Here is a 15,892-nt window from a genome sequence, read left to right as displayed (position 1 = left end):
TGTGTTTTATACTTGAATATCTTCCCAGAAAAACAAACAGCACCTGATGCCTTTTAGGCAACAGATGCTGTTTAACTAGTTATATAAATTAATTCATTACTCACCCTGGTTATATAACTCCATGATGACATAATCTTCATGAGTTATGAATTCAAATTAGAGCATATCTTTAAATCTAAACAATTTAAAGATTATTATTTTTTATCTCCTCAAACCACTCATCAGCAAAATCATCTGCCGTTTTTATATCATCATTTGTATGTACTAAATCATACTTGTATTCAGCTTTAAGACTGCCACTCTTAGCATCATATATTAATTTCAACTCCGTTGGCATGTCTCTTTCGTATTCTTTGCATAATTCTTCAATTTTTTCGGCATCATCATTGATAATATTTAATACCATAAACTGTCGTTCTGTAGATACATCATATCTTTCGTCCCCATTTTCCAATGCATCGTTCACCTTATGACATTCTACATACTTATTGTTAATTAAATAAAAGAAACTGCTCGATATCATATCTTCTTCACATGAAGCATAAACATATACTTTATCGGCTCTATCTTCAACATATTCCATACAAATGGATATCATATCAGCTTGCAATTCACTAAATCTATCTTCAAATTGTTTCATACTATATTGCACTCCTTTTATAAATTTTTAAATTTTGCACTGCCCGGCTTACCATCAATAGTGTAATTAACTATAAATTTGTCTGGGCGCATATCATTCCCAGAGTAATTTATAGCAACATCAACTGTTACCTTTTTTGGTGGTGTTTCTTTTAGAGCTGCAGCCCATTTATCTTCGACTTTCTTATATTTCTTCAAATTAACATCAGATAATTGCGATACCAAATTGTCAATTTTAGGTGATCCTCCAAACCTATCACCTGCCAAATGCCCTGCATGGTCTTGACCTTTTACTTTACCTGGTGTATTTTTGCTGTGTGACAATCTGTCTTTTCTTTCTGTTAATTGTAAATTCTCTGTTTCAAATTTTGTAATCCTACCTAAATTATCTGTTTCATATAAGTAATCATACTCTCCAGTTTTATACCTAATATCAGGCTTTAACCTATTTTTTCTACCATTTGTAAACTGTTGCCCTTTGTCGATAAATGTTTTGACTTCACTTACTCCAGAATTATCTTTACCCGTCCCCTTAGGAACACTCTCCCCTGAAACAGCCTCTACTTTTCTATCCTTCACCGTGAATTTCTGATAGGCTTCCTTAATTGTCTGTTTTTCCATCATAACTTGGGGAAGGGTTGGTCCTCCTGCGAGGGAAACTTGTTCCACACTTATCCGTTTAGGTATTTCTTTTTTACCTAGTTCGTCACCTATATTTTTTAACGTGTTTTTTCCTGATTTCGCGATGTCTGTTATTGTAGCTTGAACCTTCTGAACCTGCTTTTGCGCAAATTCCTTGCTGTAAGGGATGAACTTTGTACCATTCGCTACTTTATCGGCGACTTTGGCCGCACCTGCCACACCGCCGATTCCGAGTGCCATCAACAGGCCGTTCTGGCGCTGTTCTTCGGTTAGCTGGTTGCCGAACATGTCTTTGCCGGTGGCTGCTTCACCGAGGCCGTTGGCTGCGAGGAGCCCGTATATCCCGTATTCGGTTTTCTGGAGGAGGCTAAAGCCTTTTGTCGTTTTATAGGCATCGAGCGCGTGGTTCGCTGCGTTGAGCCCTTTGGCCGTTTTGTAGATGGCGCTGCCGCCTTTGATGGCCCGTCCGGCCCAGCCGACGACGGGGATGAATCCAGCGGCGGCCATGGCGCCGGCGGCGATTCGTTCGGCATCGGACAGCTTGCGGCCCGTTACTGGATCGACTCCGGTCGAGGCCCTGATAGAATCATAATATCCCGTGAATTCCCCTGTAAAGGTTTTTGTCGTATCCCAGGCTTTTTCATACCATGGCCGGTTTTCGAGTTCTTCCATTTCCTGTTCGATTTTCCGGGCTTCGGCTTGCTGCTTTTTGAAGGTTTGATAGTCTTTCATCTGACTGGCGACTTCATCCTTCACCTGATAGACGTCACTGCTCTTGAATGCCGATTGATCGAACGTCATCGGCGAAACGTGGCCGTCCTGTTTGGTGGCATCAAGCAAGGAACGGAAGAGGCCAACGGCCACGTTTTCCTGCCCGACGGACACATCATATTCCTCGACCAATTGCCGGTCGACATTCTCGACCTTTGTCACGGTGTCATCCAGCCTATGCCCGGCCAGCGTGATTTTTTCATTAAAGTCCTTTTGGTCGAACATATCAAGAGATAGGATATCGTCAATACTGTTCAGGATCCTTTGGAGATCGTTCGCTTGTTCATCGACAAGCGACTTCGCTTGGTTGATTCCGTTCGAGACTTCGCCATCTAAAAAGGGAACCTCGACCACCGAATTTCCGGAGAGGTCCGCCTCTTCCAGACTGGCCGGTATGCCTTCCAAAAAACTGATCTGGGTCGTGAATAGTTCCATCCAGGCATCCGCCACCTCGATTTGCGCTTCATAGAAGCTTTTGATGGCGGTAGCTCCGGCTCCCTGAAACTCGTTATCCAGGCCGACGATGCCCTGAAATTCCTTTTTCAGGGCTGTGACTTCCTTCTTTAGGTCTTCATATTGCTTAGCTCGCGACTTGGTTGCGGCCTTCAATGTCTCGGCTTCATATATTTTCATTTCACAGGATACCCATGTGAAGACGTATGAGCGATGGCTTCATCCTGTTCTTTTAATAAGTCAATGTTGGCACGGGTATCTTCCACATTTTTCTGGACGATTTTGATATATTGCTCGAAGACCTTCTCCAGGTTCGTTTCGCGATCGATCCATTTCGAAGTGAATTCCAATTTATTGTTGCCAAGCTCGCCTGCCGGCAAATTTCCAAGCGTGACTGTACCAAGTGCCGTCTTCACCTGATCGACTTGCTTCATTACGGCAGGATGATTCAGTTTGATTGTCGTCATTAAAACAACCGCCTTTTTAAATCGGATATTTTACTTTCCAGCTGCTCAAATGCCTCTTCGCCTTTGTTCAAAAGGGAGTCGGCTTCTTCGGCTATATTCCCCGCTATGCTAAGAAGCGTATTCTCTGCATTCAGCTTTGTAATCATCGCTTCGATTTTCCATTGGTAATCATCATAATCGTCATGAATGATACTGAACATCACATTATAGGCATCATGACGGGCATCCTGAAAGTGATCCGAACGGTTCCCTGTCCAGCTGCCACCAAGCTCAGGCTCTTTTATTTTCCTAATCTCGTTAAGACACATGCTCTGTTCTTTTATAATATCGTTTTTTGCATTTTCTAATCGTTCAATTTTCACATTTAAATCTGCTTTTTTACTGGAGATAGCAGAGTGTATATTACTCAAAATATCTGCATATACCATGAAACTCACCTCAGAAACAGTATAATCCTACACTAACTGTCATATTTTTCTTATTTAACATTATAAGGATTAAAGTCCGAGAGTTAAATAGGGAGAAATATGCTATTTTATCAGTTGAAAGAGAAGTTTGGCATAAAAAAGTTCCTACATACCATATTCTTTATACCCGGCATTTTACCAATTTTAAACAAGCAAACCCCTTGGATTCACTATATAAACTTCCAACACTTCATTCAAATTGCCCTTGACTGTATCTATGCAGCAGGTCATCCCGAACAAATTCCCTGCAAGAGGAGGATAAATGTGACCGCTCGGGATGTATCAAATCACCAAAAGGCAAATCACCGACAAATTTAACTTCACCTTTAAAATCCTGTCCGGATTTAGCATCAAAACCGATGACCTTCACAAAGCAAGTTTTGTGTCCGGTTTTCATAAAATCAATTACTGTTAACACATGATTATGTATATCATTCATACTTTTTCCCCCAACCATGAAATCATTAAATAAAAACATTTTTTACTAGCATTCCGATTAAAACAATTATGGTTTAGATCCTAAGGTGTTAAAACATTGGAAATAGGCACTCCTGCTTTCCATGATTTACTTTATTTTTCTATGTATTTTGTTCAATCTACCCTTATTTAGCTGAAGTTACATGAACTGATTTCTTCATTCATTTATGTTTTTTTTCGTTTCCAAGCATGTTTATGATTTCCCATTACTTCCACCGAAGGTCAGTCTGACAGCCTCGAGGACCTTCCCTCTTCTATATAGATTTATAACCTGCTATAATCTAAGGATTGGAGGTGTGAGAAATGAAAGAAATCATCCAGATATTAGCTGAAATCGTCAATAATCTTCACGATTTCATCCTATTCTTTGTAAGTGACACATTAAATTCAAATGCAACGGACAAAGATTTGCATTTTTGGATAATGGGAATCATCGGTATCATCATATTTTTGTTCGTGTTATTTTTATCTAATTTAATTGCCCGGATGCGTTTTGGGATAACGATACTCTCTTTCCTTTATACCTTTACAGTCATGGTTGTTTTAGTATTTGCCATAGAGATACAGCAAGCCCTTACCAGCAGGGGAAATATGGAGTTTCAAGATGCGGCGATAGGCCTTTGGGGGTTCATCGTATTTTTCATGGTTTTTGCTGTACTATCATCCATATTCCTATTTGTGAAGAATTTTTTCAAGCAATCAAAATAAAGGTAACGATAGGTCACCTTGCTTAAAACATTCCTAATGCCTTTCAATAAATGGAAATTCGGGTTTTGTATTGGCGGGAATGATGGATTCTCTGCAGCATCATCTTAAATCGAAAGCAAGGTTACAGAGAAGCAAATATGATTTGAGGATTACTTCGATTCATTTTCACTGAATAAATCAATGCTGAACAGATTAAAAGAATCGTCGTCAGTAATACGTTCCTGATCATTTCCTGTTATATCAGGACTATTTTCCCTGCGGCGGCGATTTACTTCCCTTAATTCCGCTTCCAGAAATTCCGCTTGTTCGTGGGAAAGCTTGATCGTGATTTCATTATTTTGATCATCTGCAGCTTTCAAGAGGACATAGCTATCCGCAGCATTACGTAAAGTCACATTGCTTACTGTTAAGTTCATGTTCGCTAGTTCATATCTTGCCTTCATAATGTAAAAAGAACCTCCATCGGAAAATACCGGATAAAATAAAGTATATTAAATATACTCTACTTCAAGATATTTAAATATACAAATTCTTTGTTTGGAAAAGCCTTGAAACCTAAAGAAAGCTACCTCCTTAAAGATTTCCGACAATAAATGAAAAATTGTGTGCCGTAACATCATCCAAGATTCGTTCTTGAATAAGCGTACAGAAGGTGATCTTCCCTTGAAACTCCAGAAGTTCTGGAACCAATTTAGCAATTGAATGCGAATTCGTCCCTTTCTTAAAAAATACTTGAATGCATTCAGATTGAATATAAACAATGGAACCCTACATTAGTGGAAAGGTTCCATTTATTTTTATAATTCTTTCTCGATCGCCCTAGTAATATGGTATGGACCCATGCCTTTATTTTAAGTAATGACGGTTCTCAATCGCTTTGCCGGATATACCGCAGAATTGAAACTTACTCCCGGGTCATACCCCATAAGGTGGTATTTGAAAATCGCGTCATTTTTTTTATGGATCCATATACCATAGCCATAGTATTCCCCATCATCTTCTGTAGCAATATGGGTTTCCAATAAGAGATTGGTATATTCTTGCTTCAGTAATTGATTGGAAAATACCCCCCCAAAAACCTGAACATCTCTGATGTGGTAATATACGCCCCTCCATCCGCACTACCTTTGATGGGAAGGGAATAAACGTTGGTTCTTCATGCTCCATTTTCTTCGTCTATGTACCCTAATGCAGTATTTTTAGGTAGCTGATCCATGGAAAAATAACCGGAATATTTCATTTCACAAGGCCGAAAGATGTTCTTGTCGATATATTCGGTAAATTCAAGTCCAGTTAGTTCCTCAACAATCAATCCTAATAAAATATAGCCTGCATTATTGTAATGGAACCTTTCACCGGGTTGAAACATCTTCACCTCATTTTGAAACATTGGCAGGAAATCTTTTAATCCTTTTACATGGTACATCGGATTATTCTGCCATAGCTCCTCAAAATCATCCATCACTTCTTCATCAAACGGGGTTGCCCGAAGTGTGTGTTAAGAGGTGATGTATGGTCACATTTTGATTGAAATCAGGAAACATGATCCGAACACAGTCTTTAAGTTTAGAATCGAACCTAAGTTTTCCTTTTTGTATTAACTGGCAAATGGCTATCGCGGTAAACAGTTTACAACCGGAAGCAATACCGAACCTTGTTTCAGTCGTATTCATGATTTCGTCCGTTCGATTGGAATAGCCATGTGCTGAACTATGGATCAGATCATCTCCCGCTTTCTCACTGATTACACCCGAGAATTCAATTTCCTTGCTCGTTGCTTCAATATTCTAGGATATGTTCATATGTAAAGTCTCCCTTGCCGGTAAAATTTTCATTACTGATGTGTTGGCAAAGGTGCTTGTTAGGTCTTGCAAAAAACCCGCATCTTATGTGATGCGGGATAACTTATCTAAGATTTCACTCGTTATTTCCACCAAGTATCATAAACATTGATGGCTTCATTGCGTTTATGTTCGGTTTTAGTATACCATCCTTCGATGATTTCAGCTGCTTCCGTTCTGATTTCCTTGCCTTCAAGGTAATCATCGATTTCATCATAGCTAACGCCTAAAGCCACTTCATCAGGAAGTAACGGTTTGTCATCTTCTAAATCGGCCGTCGGTATTTTCGTATAAAGGCGCTCAGGAGCACCGACGAATTTCAGGATTTCTTTTCCTTGCCTTTTATTTAAACGGTATAAAGGAATGATATCAGCTGCACCATCACCATGTTTCGTAAAGAAACCTGTGATCGCTTCAGCTGCATGATCCGTACCAAGCACAACGCCTTTATACAGCCCGGCTAAATCATATTGCACCTTCATTCGCTCTCGTGCTTTAACATTTCCCCTTAAGAAATTCGATAGCTTTTCAGAAACTGCTTCTTCCACAGCTTTGATAGATGCATCCACCGCTTCCTTGATGTTGACTGTAACTGTTTGGCTTGGCTTAATGAATTTTAAAGCCAGCTGCCTGTCTTCTTCATCTGCCTGTACTCCATATGGCAAGCTTACAGCAACAAACTTATAGTCGCTGCCATTCGTTTCTTCATTTAATTCATTGACGGCGGTTTGGGCAATATAGCCAGCCAGTGTTGAATCTTGACCTCCGGAAATTCCAAGTACGAAGCTTTTCAGAAACGTATTTTTCTTCATATACCCTTTTAATAGATCAACACTTTTCCTGAATTCGGCTTCGGGATTGATCGTTGGTTGGACAAGTAATTTTTTTACGATTTCTTTTTGTAATGGACGCATTGGCATTTCCCCGCTTTCTAATAAAATAGATAGGTCATTTCGTTAGCATTCTTTCTACTTTGGCTTTAACTTCATCTATATTCCTCATTTTATTATCCCAACAATCCTGGCTTAGATCTACCGGATATTCTTCAGGATTAAGGGCACGAAGGTACTCCGGCCATAATACTTGGAGATTTTTTTGCGTGAAAGCCTTGATTTCATCTATGGTCGGCAATTCATAAATCAAACTTCCATCCTTGAAAATATCCACATGCAGATCAACCGCATCAAAATCCGTGACGAATTTACTTAGGAATGTATGGACAGGATGAAACATTTTTAATTTTTCCTGCTCCTGCGGCTTCTCATATTCCATTGCCAAATAATCACCTTCAGCATGATGGTTCACTTTATTGATGATTCGATATACTCGTTTTAGGCCAGGTGTCGTGACCTTTTCAGGGTTAGAAGAAATTTTGATGGTATCTCTCATATTCCCATCTTCGCCCTCTATTGAAACCATTTTATAAACAGCACCCAGCGCTGGCTGGTCATAAGCCGTAATCAATTTGGTTCCGATGCCCCAAATGTCAATTCTTGCTCCTTGTTGTTTCAGGTTGATGATTGTATATTCATCCAGGTCATTGGAAGCGACAATCTTCGCATCATGGAATCCTGCAGCATCAAGCATACGTCTTGCTTCTTTTGATAAGTAAGCTAAATCACCACTGTCAAGACGGACGCCAATGAAATTGATTTTATCACCCAATTCCTTGGCAACACGGATTGCATTCGGGATGCCAGAACGCAATGTATCATACGTATCAACCAAGAATACACAGTCTTTATGGGAAACAGCATATTTATGAAAAGCCGTATATTCATCTTTATAAGCTTGGATCATGGAATGTGCATGCGTCCCTGAAACCGGAATGCCGAACAGCTTTCCAGCACGTACATTACTAGTGGAATCAAAGCCAGCAATATAGGCCGCTCTCGCTCCCCAAATTGCGGCATCCATTTCTTGCGCCCGCCTTGAACCGAATTCTAGGGCAGATTCTTCACCGATGACCTGCTTGATGCGTGATGCCTTTGTTGCCACGAGTGTGTGATAGTTCACAATGTTAAGCAACGCAGTTTCTATGAGTTGAGCCTCACCAAGCGGTGCTTCCACCCGTAATATCGGTTCATTGCCGAAGACGAGTTCCCCCTCTTTCATGCAGCGGATCTCTCCCGTGAAACGGATGTTCTTCAAATATTTCAAAAATTCTTCATCATAGTGCAGATCATTTTTTAAATAGTCGATATCACTTTCCGAGAAGGAAAAGTTTTGAAGGTAATGGACAATTTTTTCAAGTCCTGCAAAAATCGCATATCCGCTATTAAATGGAAGCTTTCTGAAAAATATCTCGAAAACTGCCTTGCGGTTATGTGTTTTGTCCTGCCAATAAGTTTGGGCCATATTAATTTGGTATAGGTCAGTGTGTAATGCGTAACTGTCATCGTTGTATTTTTTTTCCATGGATAGTTCCTCCCAAAAGAGAAGCATTCGCTTCCCTTCTATTCTGTTGCTTGAATCGAAATTATAGAATGGTTGCTCCAAGAGATCCTTTAAAATGTCCAAGCGCCCAATGGTGACCGGCATCATTGAACGAGGCCACTGCATGTTCATATACAAAAATTTTATAGCCTAAATTATAAGCGTCGATTGCCGTATGCAAAATGCAAATATCTGTACAAACTCCGACTAAATATACATCGGTAATGTGACGTTCCCGCAGGCGGATATCAAGGTCCGTTCCTGCAAAGGCCGAATAACGTGTTTTATCTATATAATGAACATTCTTTTGATTTTTATTTGTTTCATATTCCTCTTTTAACGCCCCATATAGGTCTCTACCCATTGTACCGCTAATATTATGTGGTGGAAACAAATTCGATTCGGGATGTAAGCGGTCTCCTTCTTCATGTAAATCAATAGCGAATACCGTATATTCGCCTTGTTTAATAAATTCCTTGGTTATATTGACAAGTTCCTTCTCGATATCCTGACCTGGCTTCCCGCAGGTCAATGAACCCCCGTCTGCCACGAAGTCATACGTATAATCTATATTGATCAATGCCTTTTTTCCCATTTCACAAATTCCCCCTTAATAGTAAATAGAGTCCATGACAACCTCTGCATTAAACCGGTAAAGCTGTGAAGGCCGATACGAATTACGTTTCGTTTTCTTTTGCATTCCCTTTTCATCCAATACTTTTTCCAAAAACGGAAGCTTCGGGGCCTTTGCATAAAAAAGGGAGTCTGCACTGATTTTTGCATCATCTCTGGCTGTCAGCAAAACCCGTTGCAGTTCAGAAAGTGTAAATTCATCCGGCAGGAATTTTTGGGCTATCGTCGTTTGCACCATTTCTTTTTTCAATACATTCATCGCATCGTTAATAATTGTATAATGATCAAATGCAAGATCTAATTGTAAGGCTTCCTGAATCGTGAACAATTCAACCTCAGCTGCGTCATCATTCGCTTTTCTTTGATGAAGAAACTCTTCCTGGACAATTGCATAAAAAGCATTGGATATGATCCATCCCCTGGGATCGCGCCCTGGGCGGTCATAAACCCCGAAATGCTTGACATGGAATCCAGTTACGCCCGTTTCTTCTTTCAATTCTCGTTTGGCTGCTTCATAGGCAGTCTCGGAAGCATTGACAAAGCCTCCGGGTAAAGCCCATTTATCTCCTTCAACATTGGGGCTTCCTTCCTTATCTTTTGAGGCACGTTTGATCAATAATAGCTTCAAAAACATTTCAGGAGGGGCTTTCTCTGCCGTTTTCTTTGTAGTAATAGTAAAAATTGCAATATCTGCCGTATATCCATCTGGAGTAATATATTTCTTTATTTCCTGCTGAGCCATGGCAACTCTCACTTTCTTTCACTAAGTATGGAATTAAGTAATTAGTAAATCTTTAATTACTAATTATAGTACTCTTCCTTATGTGATTTAGCAACTCTAAAACAGAAAAATTTTCTAATTATTTAAATAATCATTTATTTTAACACATGTAAATAGTCCGCCCGTACGTCTTACCCTGGCTACTGATATAATAGATTCTGTTAAAAAACTGCACCTCCAGTTGTTTGTTGTGTCTAACAATTGGGGTGCAGTTCATTTTTACTGGTCGACCGTATAATACGAACGCACCCTATAGTTTAAGTAGAAAGCTTCACAATCATTTCTTTACCTAAAAAAATACAATCCCTGAAATTTATAAGTATATTATAAAAAGACGCCTTCTTATAAAAGAAAAGCGCCCTTTAATGGAATAACTTAGATTTATCCTCGTTACTAAAAACCCCTTATTTCTAGTTCAACTAACGCAGTATAAGAACCACTATATTTTCTAGTTTTTGAAAAGTTAAAAATTCTAATCAACAAGCATTTCATACTCAAAGCCTAAATAATCCCTGGTAATCCGGAATTGAAAACATCGATTAAGCGAAGGAATATAGTCTATGTTAGGATTCAAGTCTTTTGACACAGCTACATCCATCCTTTTGGAGTAGAGGCCATGCAAATGATCAAAAAGGAACAGGTTGATTTATGGAATCAATCTGTTCCTAATCAGAAAGAATTCGTCCATCAGTTCTGTTTCTTCTTGTTTTACATATGGATTGTATAAGGCTTTCCGCATCTTACGTTTTTAAGGAGGTATCGTCCCATGGTAAGCATAGGAGGACTAACCGGACGTGTAGTCCTGCAAGGCTCACCCGGCTATGACGAGGCAAGACAAAATTATAACGGCCGCTTTAATAAATTCCCCAAGGTGATCGTTTACTGTGAGGTCACACAGGACGTTGTCAACGCGATCCTATGGGCACGTAAGCAGCAGCTTCCTTTTCGCGTACGCAGCGGCGGACATAGCTATGAAGCATTTTCCTTCGTCGACGGTGGTCTCGTCATTGATGTCAGCGGACTGCTAAAGCTGCAAATCAATAAAGAGGGCGGCACGGCGCAGATCGGGGCGGGGTTCCGTTTGCTACCTTTGTACGAAGCACTTTGGAAACATAGATTAACCATCCCATACGGGACGTGTCCAACGATCGGTGTATCCGGAATAACTCTCGGAGGAGGATATGGGTTGTTGTCCAGGCTATTGGGGAATGACCTGCGATAACGTACTCGAGGTGGAAATGGTTACTGCACAAGGCAAGATTATCCGTGCCAATGACAGTCAGCACAGCAACCTATTTTGGGCTTGCCGTGGTGGGGGAGACGGCAGCTTTGGATATTATATAGTTTAAAAAATCGCAGATCGGCATATACAAGATTTTATGGAGGCTGATATAATTGTATTTGGCTTTCCACTTTGGAACATGATAGTTCCAGCAGTATTACACACCTTTTTTGATTATTTATATCGTGCAGGAGTTACTTTTAAATATACCTTAAATTGATCCATCGGATTGGCAACAGGAGAGAAAGCCATAATCCTTAACGCCAGTGGAGGAGTTTATTCAGAGCCACCTCGAGTCACAAAGAATTGGCGGTTACTTTTGTCGAAAACACACTTCTCTTTTTAGGTATTTACGAAATAAAAAAAGTTATTATAGAAGGAAATAATCAATTCCCAGATAAAACAGACGAAATAATTAAAAATGGTCTTGATGAAAATAAGTTGCCCATTTTCTAATTAATTAGGCAAGTTAAAAACCACCAATTTATTAGTCCAGGCTTTCTGATTTAGAATTTTTTAAATCAGACCTGTCCTCTTACCCTTCTTACAGAAAAACTGCGCAATATAATCAGCGCAGGCTTTTTCTGTAATTATTCCCGGTTCTTGTTTTATGTTTAAATAACTCTTCTTTGAATCAGAAATTCCTTGACTAAGTAGGCCGATTGAGGAAAGTGTAATCCTACTTGCCAGGCTCCAATCCCCCTTAATCGATAATCGACAACCAATTGCAGCTTTTGAGCACGAGCTCTGGAGTCTTCGAACCAAACGATATGTCTTGTACCCGCTTCATCTCGATAGCTAAAGAAAGGCTGCTGATCTGCAATGGAATATTGAATAGGAACTTGATATTTCATAGCTGTCTCAATAGCAATAGATACAGATACAGCACGTGCACTTAAAGCGGTTCCATTTGACATCGTCCAGTCATATCCGTACCGCGGGACACCAAGGATGATTTTATTTCCCCTCATAAATCTTAAAGCATATTCGATGGTTTTCCTTATTTCTTTTATAGGAGCAACAGGACCCGGTTGACTGCTCGCTTCATGCCAGTCATAGGCCATGATAAAAACAAAGTCAACAGCAGCCCCAATGCCTCCGTAATCATATCCCTTTAACCAAGGGACGTCATCACTTGTTTTCGCTGGAACGGCCACAGAAGTATAATATCCTTCAGGCTTTAGTCGATCTCGTAACGCTCGTAAGAATCCGCTAAACAAATCCCTTTCTCCTTCACGGATTCTTTCAAAGTCAATATTCACCCCGGCGTAATTTTTTGTCTTCACCAAATTGTAAATATTATTAATAACTCGTTGCCTTACCTCCGGATTATTTAATACTTGCTTGGTTAATTGAGGACTGAATCCAGTCTCCGTTAAATTTGTAATGACTGCAAGTGGTGCAACGTTTTTTCCCCTTAAAAGCATAATAAGTTGTTGATCATCAAGTGTACTTAAGCTTCCATCTTCAAGAATATGATGTTCAAATATACCAAAATACGTATTGATAGAAGCAAATGTCTCAACATTGGCTATATTGTTTTCTGGGGTAGAAGGCGTGATATAACTCAGTCCTTCTGCTTCGTACCTTATTCTTGGCGGCAAATAGATATTCATGCCAACCATCAATACATCGGATTGTAATCCATTATATAAACGGATCGTTTCAATTGGGACCAAAGCCATTTGAGAAATGGAGTATAGTGAATCTCCAGGCTGAACAATATATACATCTGTCGTAATGAGCAAATCCTGTCCTGGTACCAATCGATCTGTTTTTAAACCGTTCATGATTCTTATACTATCCATAGTAATTCGATATTTTGTTGCGATGGAATATAAGGTGTCTCCCGTTTTAACAATGTAAATAAACATACGGCACCTCTTTCATCTTTCTTTATCTCAAATTGAAAATCTATATAATTCTCCCTTAAGTCTTTAAGGAAATCAAAAAAGAATTGTTGGAGGTGGCTAGAGCCCTTCACTACTCAAAGTTTCACTTTATAACAAAAATTATATGTGGATGTTTTTTGAAAAATGATAATAAGCAGCTTTTTAGGAGCAATTCACAGAAAAGTTTTTATGAATCTAGCCATCGTTTTTAAAAAGTATAGGTATTGACAACTTATGATGGAAATGACTTATCGCCAAAACGCTATTAAAACATAAAGAAAATATTGAAAAAAACTTAATTAACTAGGCTAATAATTTGAATTCGCTTCTTAATTAAGCGTATACAAATTTATTAATTTAGGGAAAGTATGTATGCCTTATATTTAGTTAAAGGAGGAATACAAAATGACTGATCTAATTCCCGTATTTCGAAGGAGGATGCCGCCGTTCTTTTTGTTGACCATCAGACCGCCCTTATCTCCGGACTCGTACGTGACTACGGTGTTGATGAGTTTAAAAACAATGTCCTGGCTCTGGCTAATACCGCCAAATTTTTCAATCTCCCCGTCATTCTTACCACGAGCTTCGAGAATGGCCCGAACGGTCCACTAATGCAGGAGCTCATCGAGCTCTTCCCAAATGCGCCAAAAATCTCTCGTCCAGGGCAAATTAATGCCTGGGACAACGAGGATTTTGTCAAGGCTATCGAGGCGACTGGCAAAAAGCAACTTATCATTGCCGGTGTGGTTACTGCTTTCCCAGCACTTTCCGCATTGAAAGCGGGTTATGAAGCATTTGTCGTTACCGATGCTTCCGGAACATTCAGCCAACAGGTGGAGAACGCCGCGCTAATGCGAATGGCACATGCTGGCGTGCAACTTATGAACTCGTTTAGCGTGGCGTCAGAATTACAACGCGATTGGCGTAACGATAGCGAGGTTTTGGCGCTTTACTTGCCAGCCTACTTCCGGGCTATCAAAATGTAATCGGGAGTTATATGGGAGCTCAGAAGGGTCTTAGTAAGTAAGAGGTAATTTTTTTTGAATTTGGGCGGAGTTTCCTCCTCTGATGAACTTGATTCTTTTTTATCAAAATTCCTGGCTTCTATGCCACTTAGTTTGTTAGCTGTACAAAATGATTTCAATCCTAACATCGAACGAACTCGCATCATTATTAACCGATTATCCCGTTCTAGCATATTATTGTTTTTTTTGTATACACCTTTGGAATACGTTTCTAATCTTTAACTCTTGAAACGCTAATTGATAGGCCGGAATTTTATCCACTTTGAAAAAGCCAAGGCTTTTTGGAAAAAATGCTTGGCTTCTTGTTTTCTTCTTAATTTAAAAATCTATATTCCATACAAGATCGAATACCCTCCAAGTGTCATTTTTTGGCTTAGATGGCGTACTCGTTTAACTAATTGGGTCCCTATTTATGAACCAAGATAGTTTTTCCGTTTTGCAATGGCGGAAGAATTAGAAATTGCAGCAAAACACCTAGCAGACCGGACAATATCTTTAAAAAGGAAAGCAATAAATAGGGAAAGCTGGCCAGCAACCTTCCGCCCAGCTTTTTTTATATAATTTTAAATATGAATATAATAACCTCAAATTAATTAAATAAATTTAACAAGTATTCTAAATGAGTGAATGTTAATAATAGAGAGAGTAAAGCAAAAATTAATGGGGGTATAGTTTTATTTAATGGATCCTTTATGAGAAAATGAATTGCTGTAGCCCCAATCATTGTCAATCCTAAAATAAGACCACCTATCGCTACAAATTTTCCATCATAAAAGCCAATTACTAAAGAAATTGCCCCAAATAATTCAATCAAGCCAGTCACAATCCGTAACCATTTTGGTAAATTAAGCTCTTTAAAAATCTCTACTTGCTGTTTTCCACCATCAACTTTGACATACCTGCTACCAAAACATAAAAATAAAAAAACATTGTATGACAATCAATAATATATTCAATTATTCCCCTTTGTAATAAATTAGTTAGTAATCTTATTTCTTTTGAAGAAAAAAAGTGATAATAAATACGATAACAGCCAATGTAGTAGTCACAAGAAAAGCATCTTGCATTCCCAAAATACTTGCCTCTTTAATAGCTTCAGCTTCTGATAATGTACTTAATAATTCAGGTAAATAATTTTTAGTTTGTGTCGACATGATAGTAGTCAATAATCAATAAGGCTGTACCTATTGAGCCAGAAACCATTCGAGCTGTATTAGCAGCAGCTGCACCATATCTGCTCATGGATAGGGGTAGTTGATTTAATCCATATGTCATTACTGTCATCATAAAGAAGACATAAAAAAACCCGAATAAGAAGCACTTTTTTAAGTAGTGTTTATTCGGGTTATAGTTCATTCAGATTTACACAGCCCTTTTG

The 15,892-nt window shown here is 39.1% G+C and carries 15 protein-coding genes and 2 pseudogenes; 4 read left to right on the top strand and 13 right to left on the bottom strand.

All coding sequences use genetic code 11. The features are described 5' to 3' along the window. Nucleotides 1-184: 184 nt before the first annotated feature. The 5 genes from OTG27_RS11015 to OTG27_RS10995 form a co-directional block, all read right to left on the bottom strand. Nucleotides 185-640 carry an immunity protein YezG family protein gene (locus OTG27_RS11015; protein ID WP_268936911.1) on the bottom strand — a complete coding sequence of 152 codons (456 nt, stop codon included), beginning with the start codon at nt 638-640 and terminating at the stop codon, nt 185-187. 17 nt (nt 641-657) lie between these two features. Next, nucleotides 658-2,685, bottom strand: a complete 2,028-nt coding sequence (locus tag OTG27_RS11010) for a T7SS effector LXG polymorphic toxin (protein WP_268936910.1) — start codon at nt 2,683-2,685, stop codon at nt 658-660. Continuing rightward, the gene (locus OTG27_RS11005; protein ID WP_253514612.1) at nt 2,682-2,972 is read right to left on the bottom strand and encodes a YwqI/YxiC family protein; all 291 of its coding nucleotides are present in this window, start codon (nt 2,970-2,972) and stop codon (nt 2,682-2,684) included. Before OTG27_RS11005 ends, OTG27_RS11010 begins: the two co-directional genes overlap by 4 nt. After that, complete coding sequence (locus OTG27_RS11000) at nt 2,972-3,400, bottom strand: YwqH-like family protein (protein WP_268936909.1); 429 nt, start codon at nt 3,398-3,400, stop codon at nt 2,972-2,974. Before OTG27_RS11000 ends, OTG27_RS11005 begins: the two co-directional genes overlap by 1 nt. 229 nt (nt 3,401-3,629) lie before the next feature. Beyond that, nucleotides 3,630-3,878 carry a hypothetical protein gene (locus OTG27_RS10995; protein ID WP_268936908.1) on the bottom strand — a complete coding sequence of 83 codons (249 nt, stop codon included), beginning with the start codon at nt 3,876-3,878 and terminating at the stop codon, nt 3,630-3,632. A 341-nt stretch (nt 3,879-4,219) separates the two neighbouring features. On the opposite strand from OTG27_RS10995, the gene OTG27_RS10990 reads away from it, so the two are divergent. Further along, a complete protein-coding gene (locus OTG27_RS10990; RefSeq protein WP_063576322.1) occupies nt 4,220-4,624 on the top strand; it encodes a hypothetical protein in 405 nt (134 codons plus the stop codon). A gap of 149 nt (nt 4,625-4,773) precedes the next feature. Here the strand turns inward: OTG27_RS10990 and OTG27_RS10985 are convergent, their stop codons facing one another. From OTG27_RS10985 to OTG27_RS10960, 6 genes and pseudogenes are all read right to left on the bottom strand, one after another. Continuing rightward, entirely contained in the window at nt 4,774-5,067 is a 294-nt protein-coding gene (locus OTG27_RS10985; protein ID WP_098184842.1) for a hypothetical protein, read from the bottom strand. A gap of 408 nt (nt 5,068-5,475) precedes the next feature. Next, nucleotides 5,476-6,408, bottom strand: a pseudogene (locus tag OTG27_RS10980) (serine hydrolase domain-containing protein). Nucleotides 6,409-6,548: 140 nt separating this feature from the next. Further along, the gene (gene nadE, locus OTG27_RS10975) at nt 6,549-7,379 is read right to left on the bottom strand and encodes an ammonia-dependent NAD(+) synthetase (protein ID WP_268936907.1); all 831 of its coding nucleotides are present in this window, start codon (nt 7,377-7,379) and stop codon (nt 6,549-6,551) included. A gap of 34 nt (nt 7,380-7,413) precedes the next feature. Beyond that, a complete protein-coding gene (locus OTG27_RS10970) occupies nt 7,414-8,883 on the bottom strand; it encodes a nicotinate phosphoribosyltransferase (RefSeq protein ID WP_034312208.1) in 1,470 nt (489 codons plus the stop codon). 61 nt (nt 8,884-8,944) lie between these two features. Continuing rightward, nucleotides 8,945-9,496, bottom strand: a complete 552-nt coding sequence (locus tag OTG27_RS10965; protein WP_268936906.1) for a cysteine hydrolase family protein — start codon at nt 9,494-9,496, stop codon at nt 8,945-8,947. A 15-nt stretch (nt 9,497-9,511) separates the two neighbouring features. Next, nucleotides 9,512-10,276, bottom strand: coding sequence for an NUDIX domain-containing protein (locus OTG27_RS10960; RefSeq protein WP_268936905.1), 765 nt, complete (start codon nt 10,274-10,276; stop codon nt 9,512-9,514). An 805-nt stretch (nt 10,277-11,081) separates the two neighbouring features. Here OTG27_RS10960 and OTG27_RS10950 point away from each other — a divergent pair. Further along, a complete protein-coding gene (locus OTG27_RS10950) occupies nt 11,082-11,537 on the top strand; it encodes an FAD-binding oxidoreductase (RefSeq protein WP_268936904.1) in 456 nt (151 codons plus the stop codon). A 130-nt stretch (nt 11,538-11,667) separates the two neighbouring features. Beyond that, nucleotides 11,668-11,817 carry an NAD(P)H-dependent oxidoreductase gene (locus tag OTG27_RS26690; RefSeq protein ID WP_374941258.1) on the top strand — a complete coding sequence of 50 codons (150 nt, stop codon included), beginning with the start codon at nt 11,668-11,670 and terminating at the stop codon, nt 11,815-11,817. Between the two features lie 394 nt (nt 11,818-12,211). Here the strand turns inward: OTG27_RS26690 and OTG27_RS10945 are convergent, their stop codons facing one another. Next, on the bottom strand, nt 12,212-13,471 hold the full coding sequence (locus OTG27_RS10945) for a glycosyl hydrolase family 18 protein (protein WP_268936903.1): 1,260 nt from the start codon (nt 13,469-13,471) through the stop codon (nt 12,212-12,214). Between the two features lie 423 nt (nt 13,472-13,894). Between OTG27_RS10945 and ycaC the strand changes: the two are divergent. After that, nucleotides 13,895-14,516 (top strand): annotated as a pseudogene (gene ycaC / locus OTG27_RS10940) (isochorismate family cysteine hydrolase YcaC). A 587-nt stretch (nt 14,517-15,103) separates the two neighbouring features. Here the strand turns inward: ycaC and OTG27_RS10935 are convergent. After that, on the bottom strand, nt 15,104-15,454 hold the full coding sequence (locus OTG27_RS10935) for a DoxX family protein (protein ID WP_268936902.1): 351 nt from the start codon (nt 15,452-15,454) through the stop codon (nt 15,104-15,106). Nucleotides 15,455-15,892 lie beyond the last annotated feature (438 nt).

Source organism: Peribacillus sp. AS_2, assembly GCF_026891895.1.
GTDB lineage: Bacteria > Bacillota > Bacilli > Bacillales > DSM-1321 > Peribacillus > Peribacillus frigoritolerans.
The sequence above is the reverse complement of the archived record's forward strand: the minus strand, read 5'-3'. Positions and strand labels throughout refer to the sequence as shown.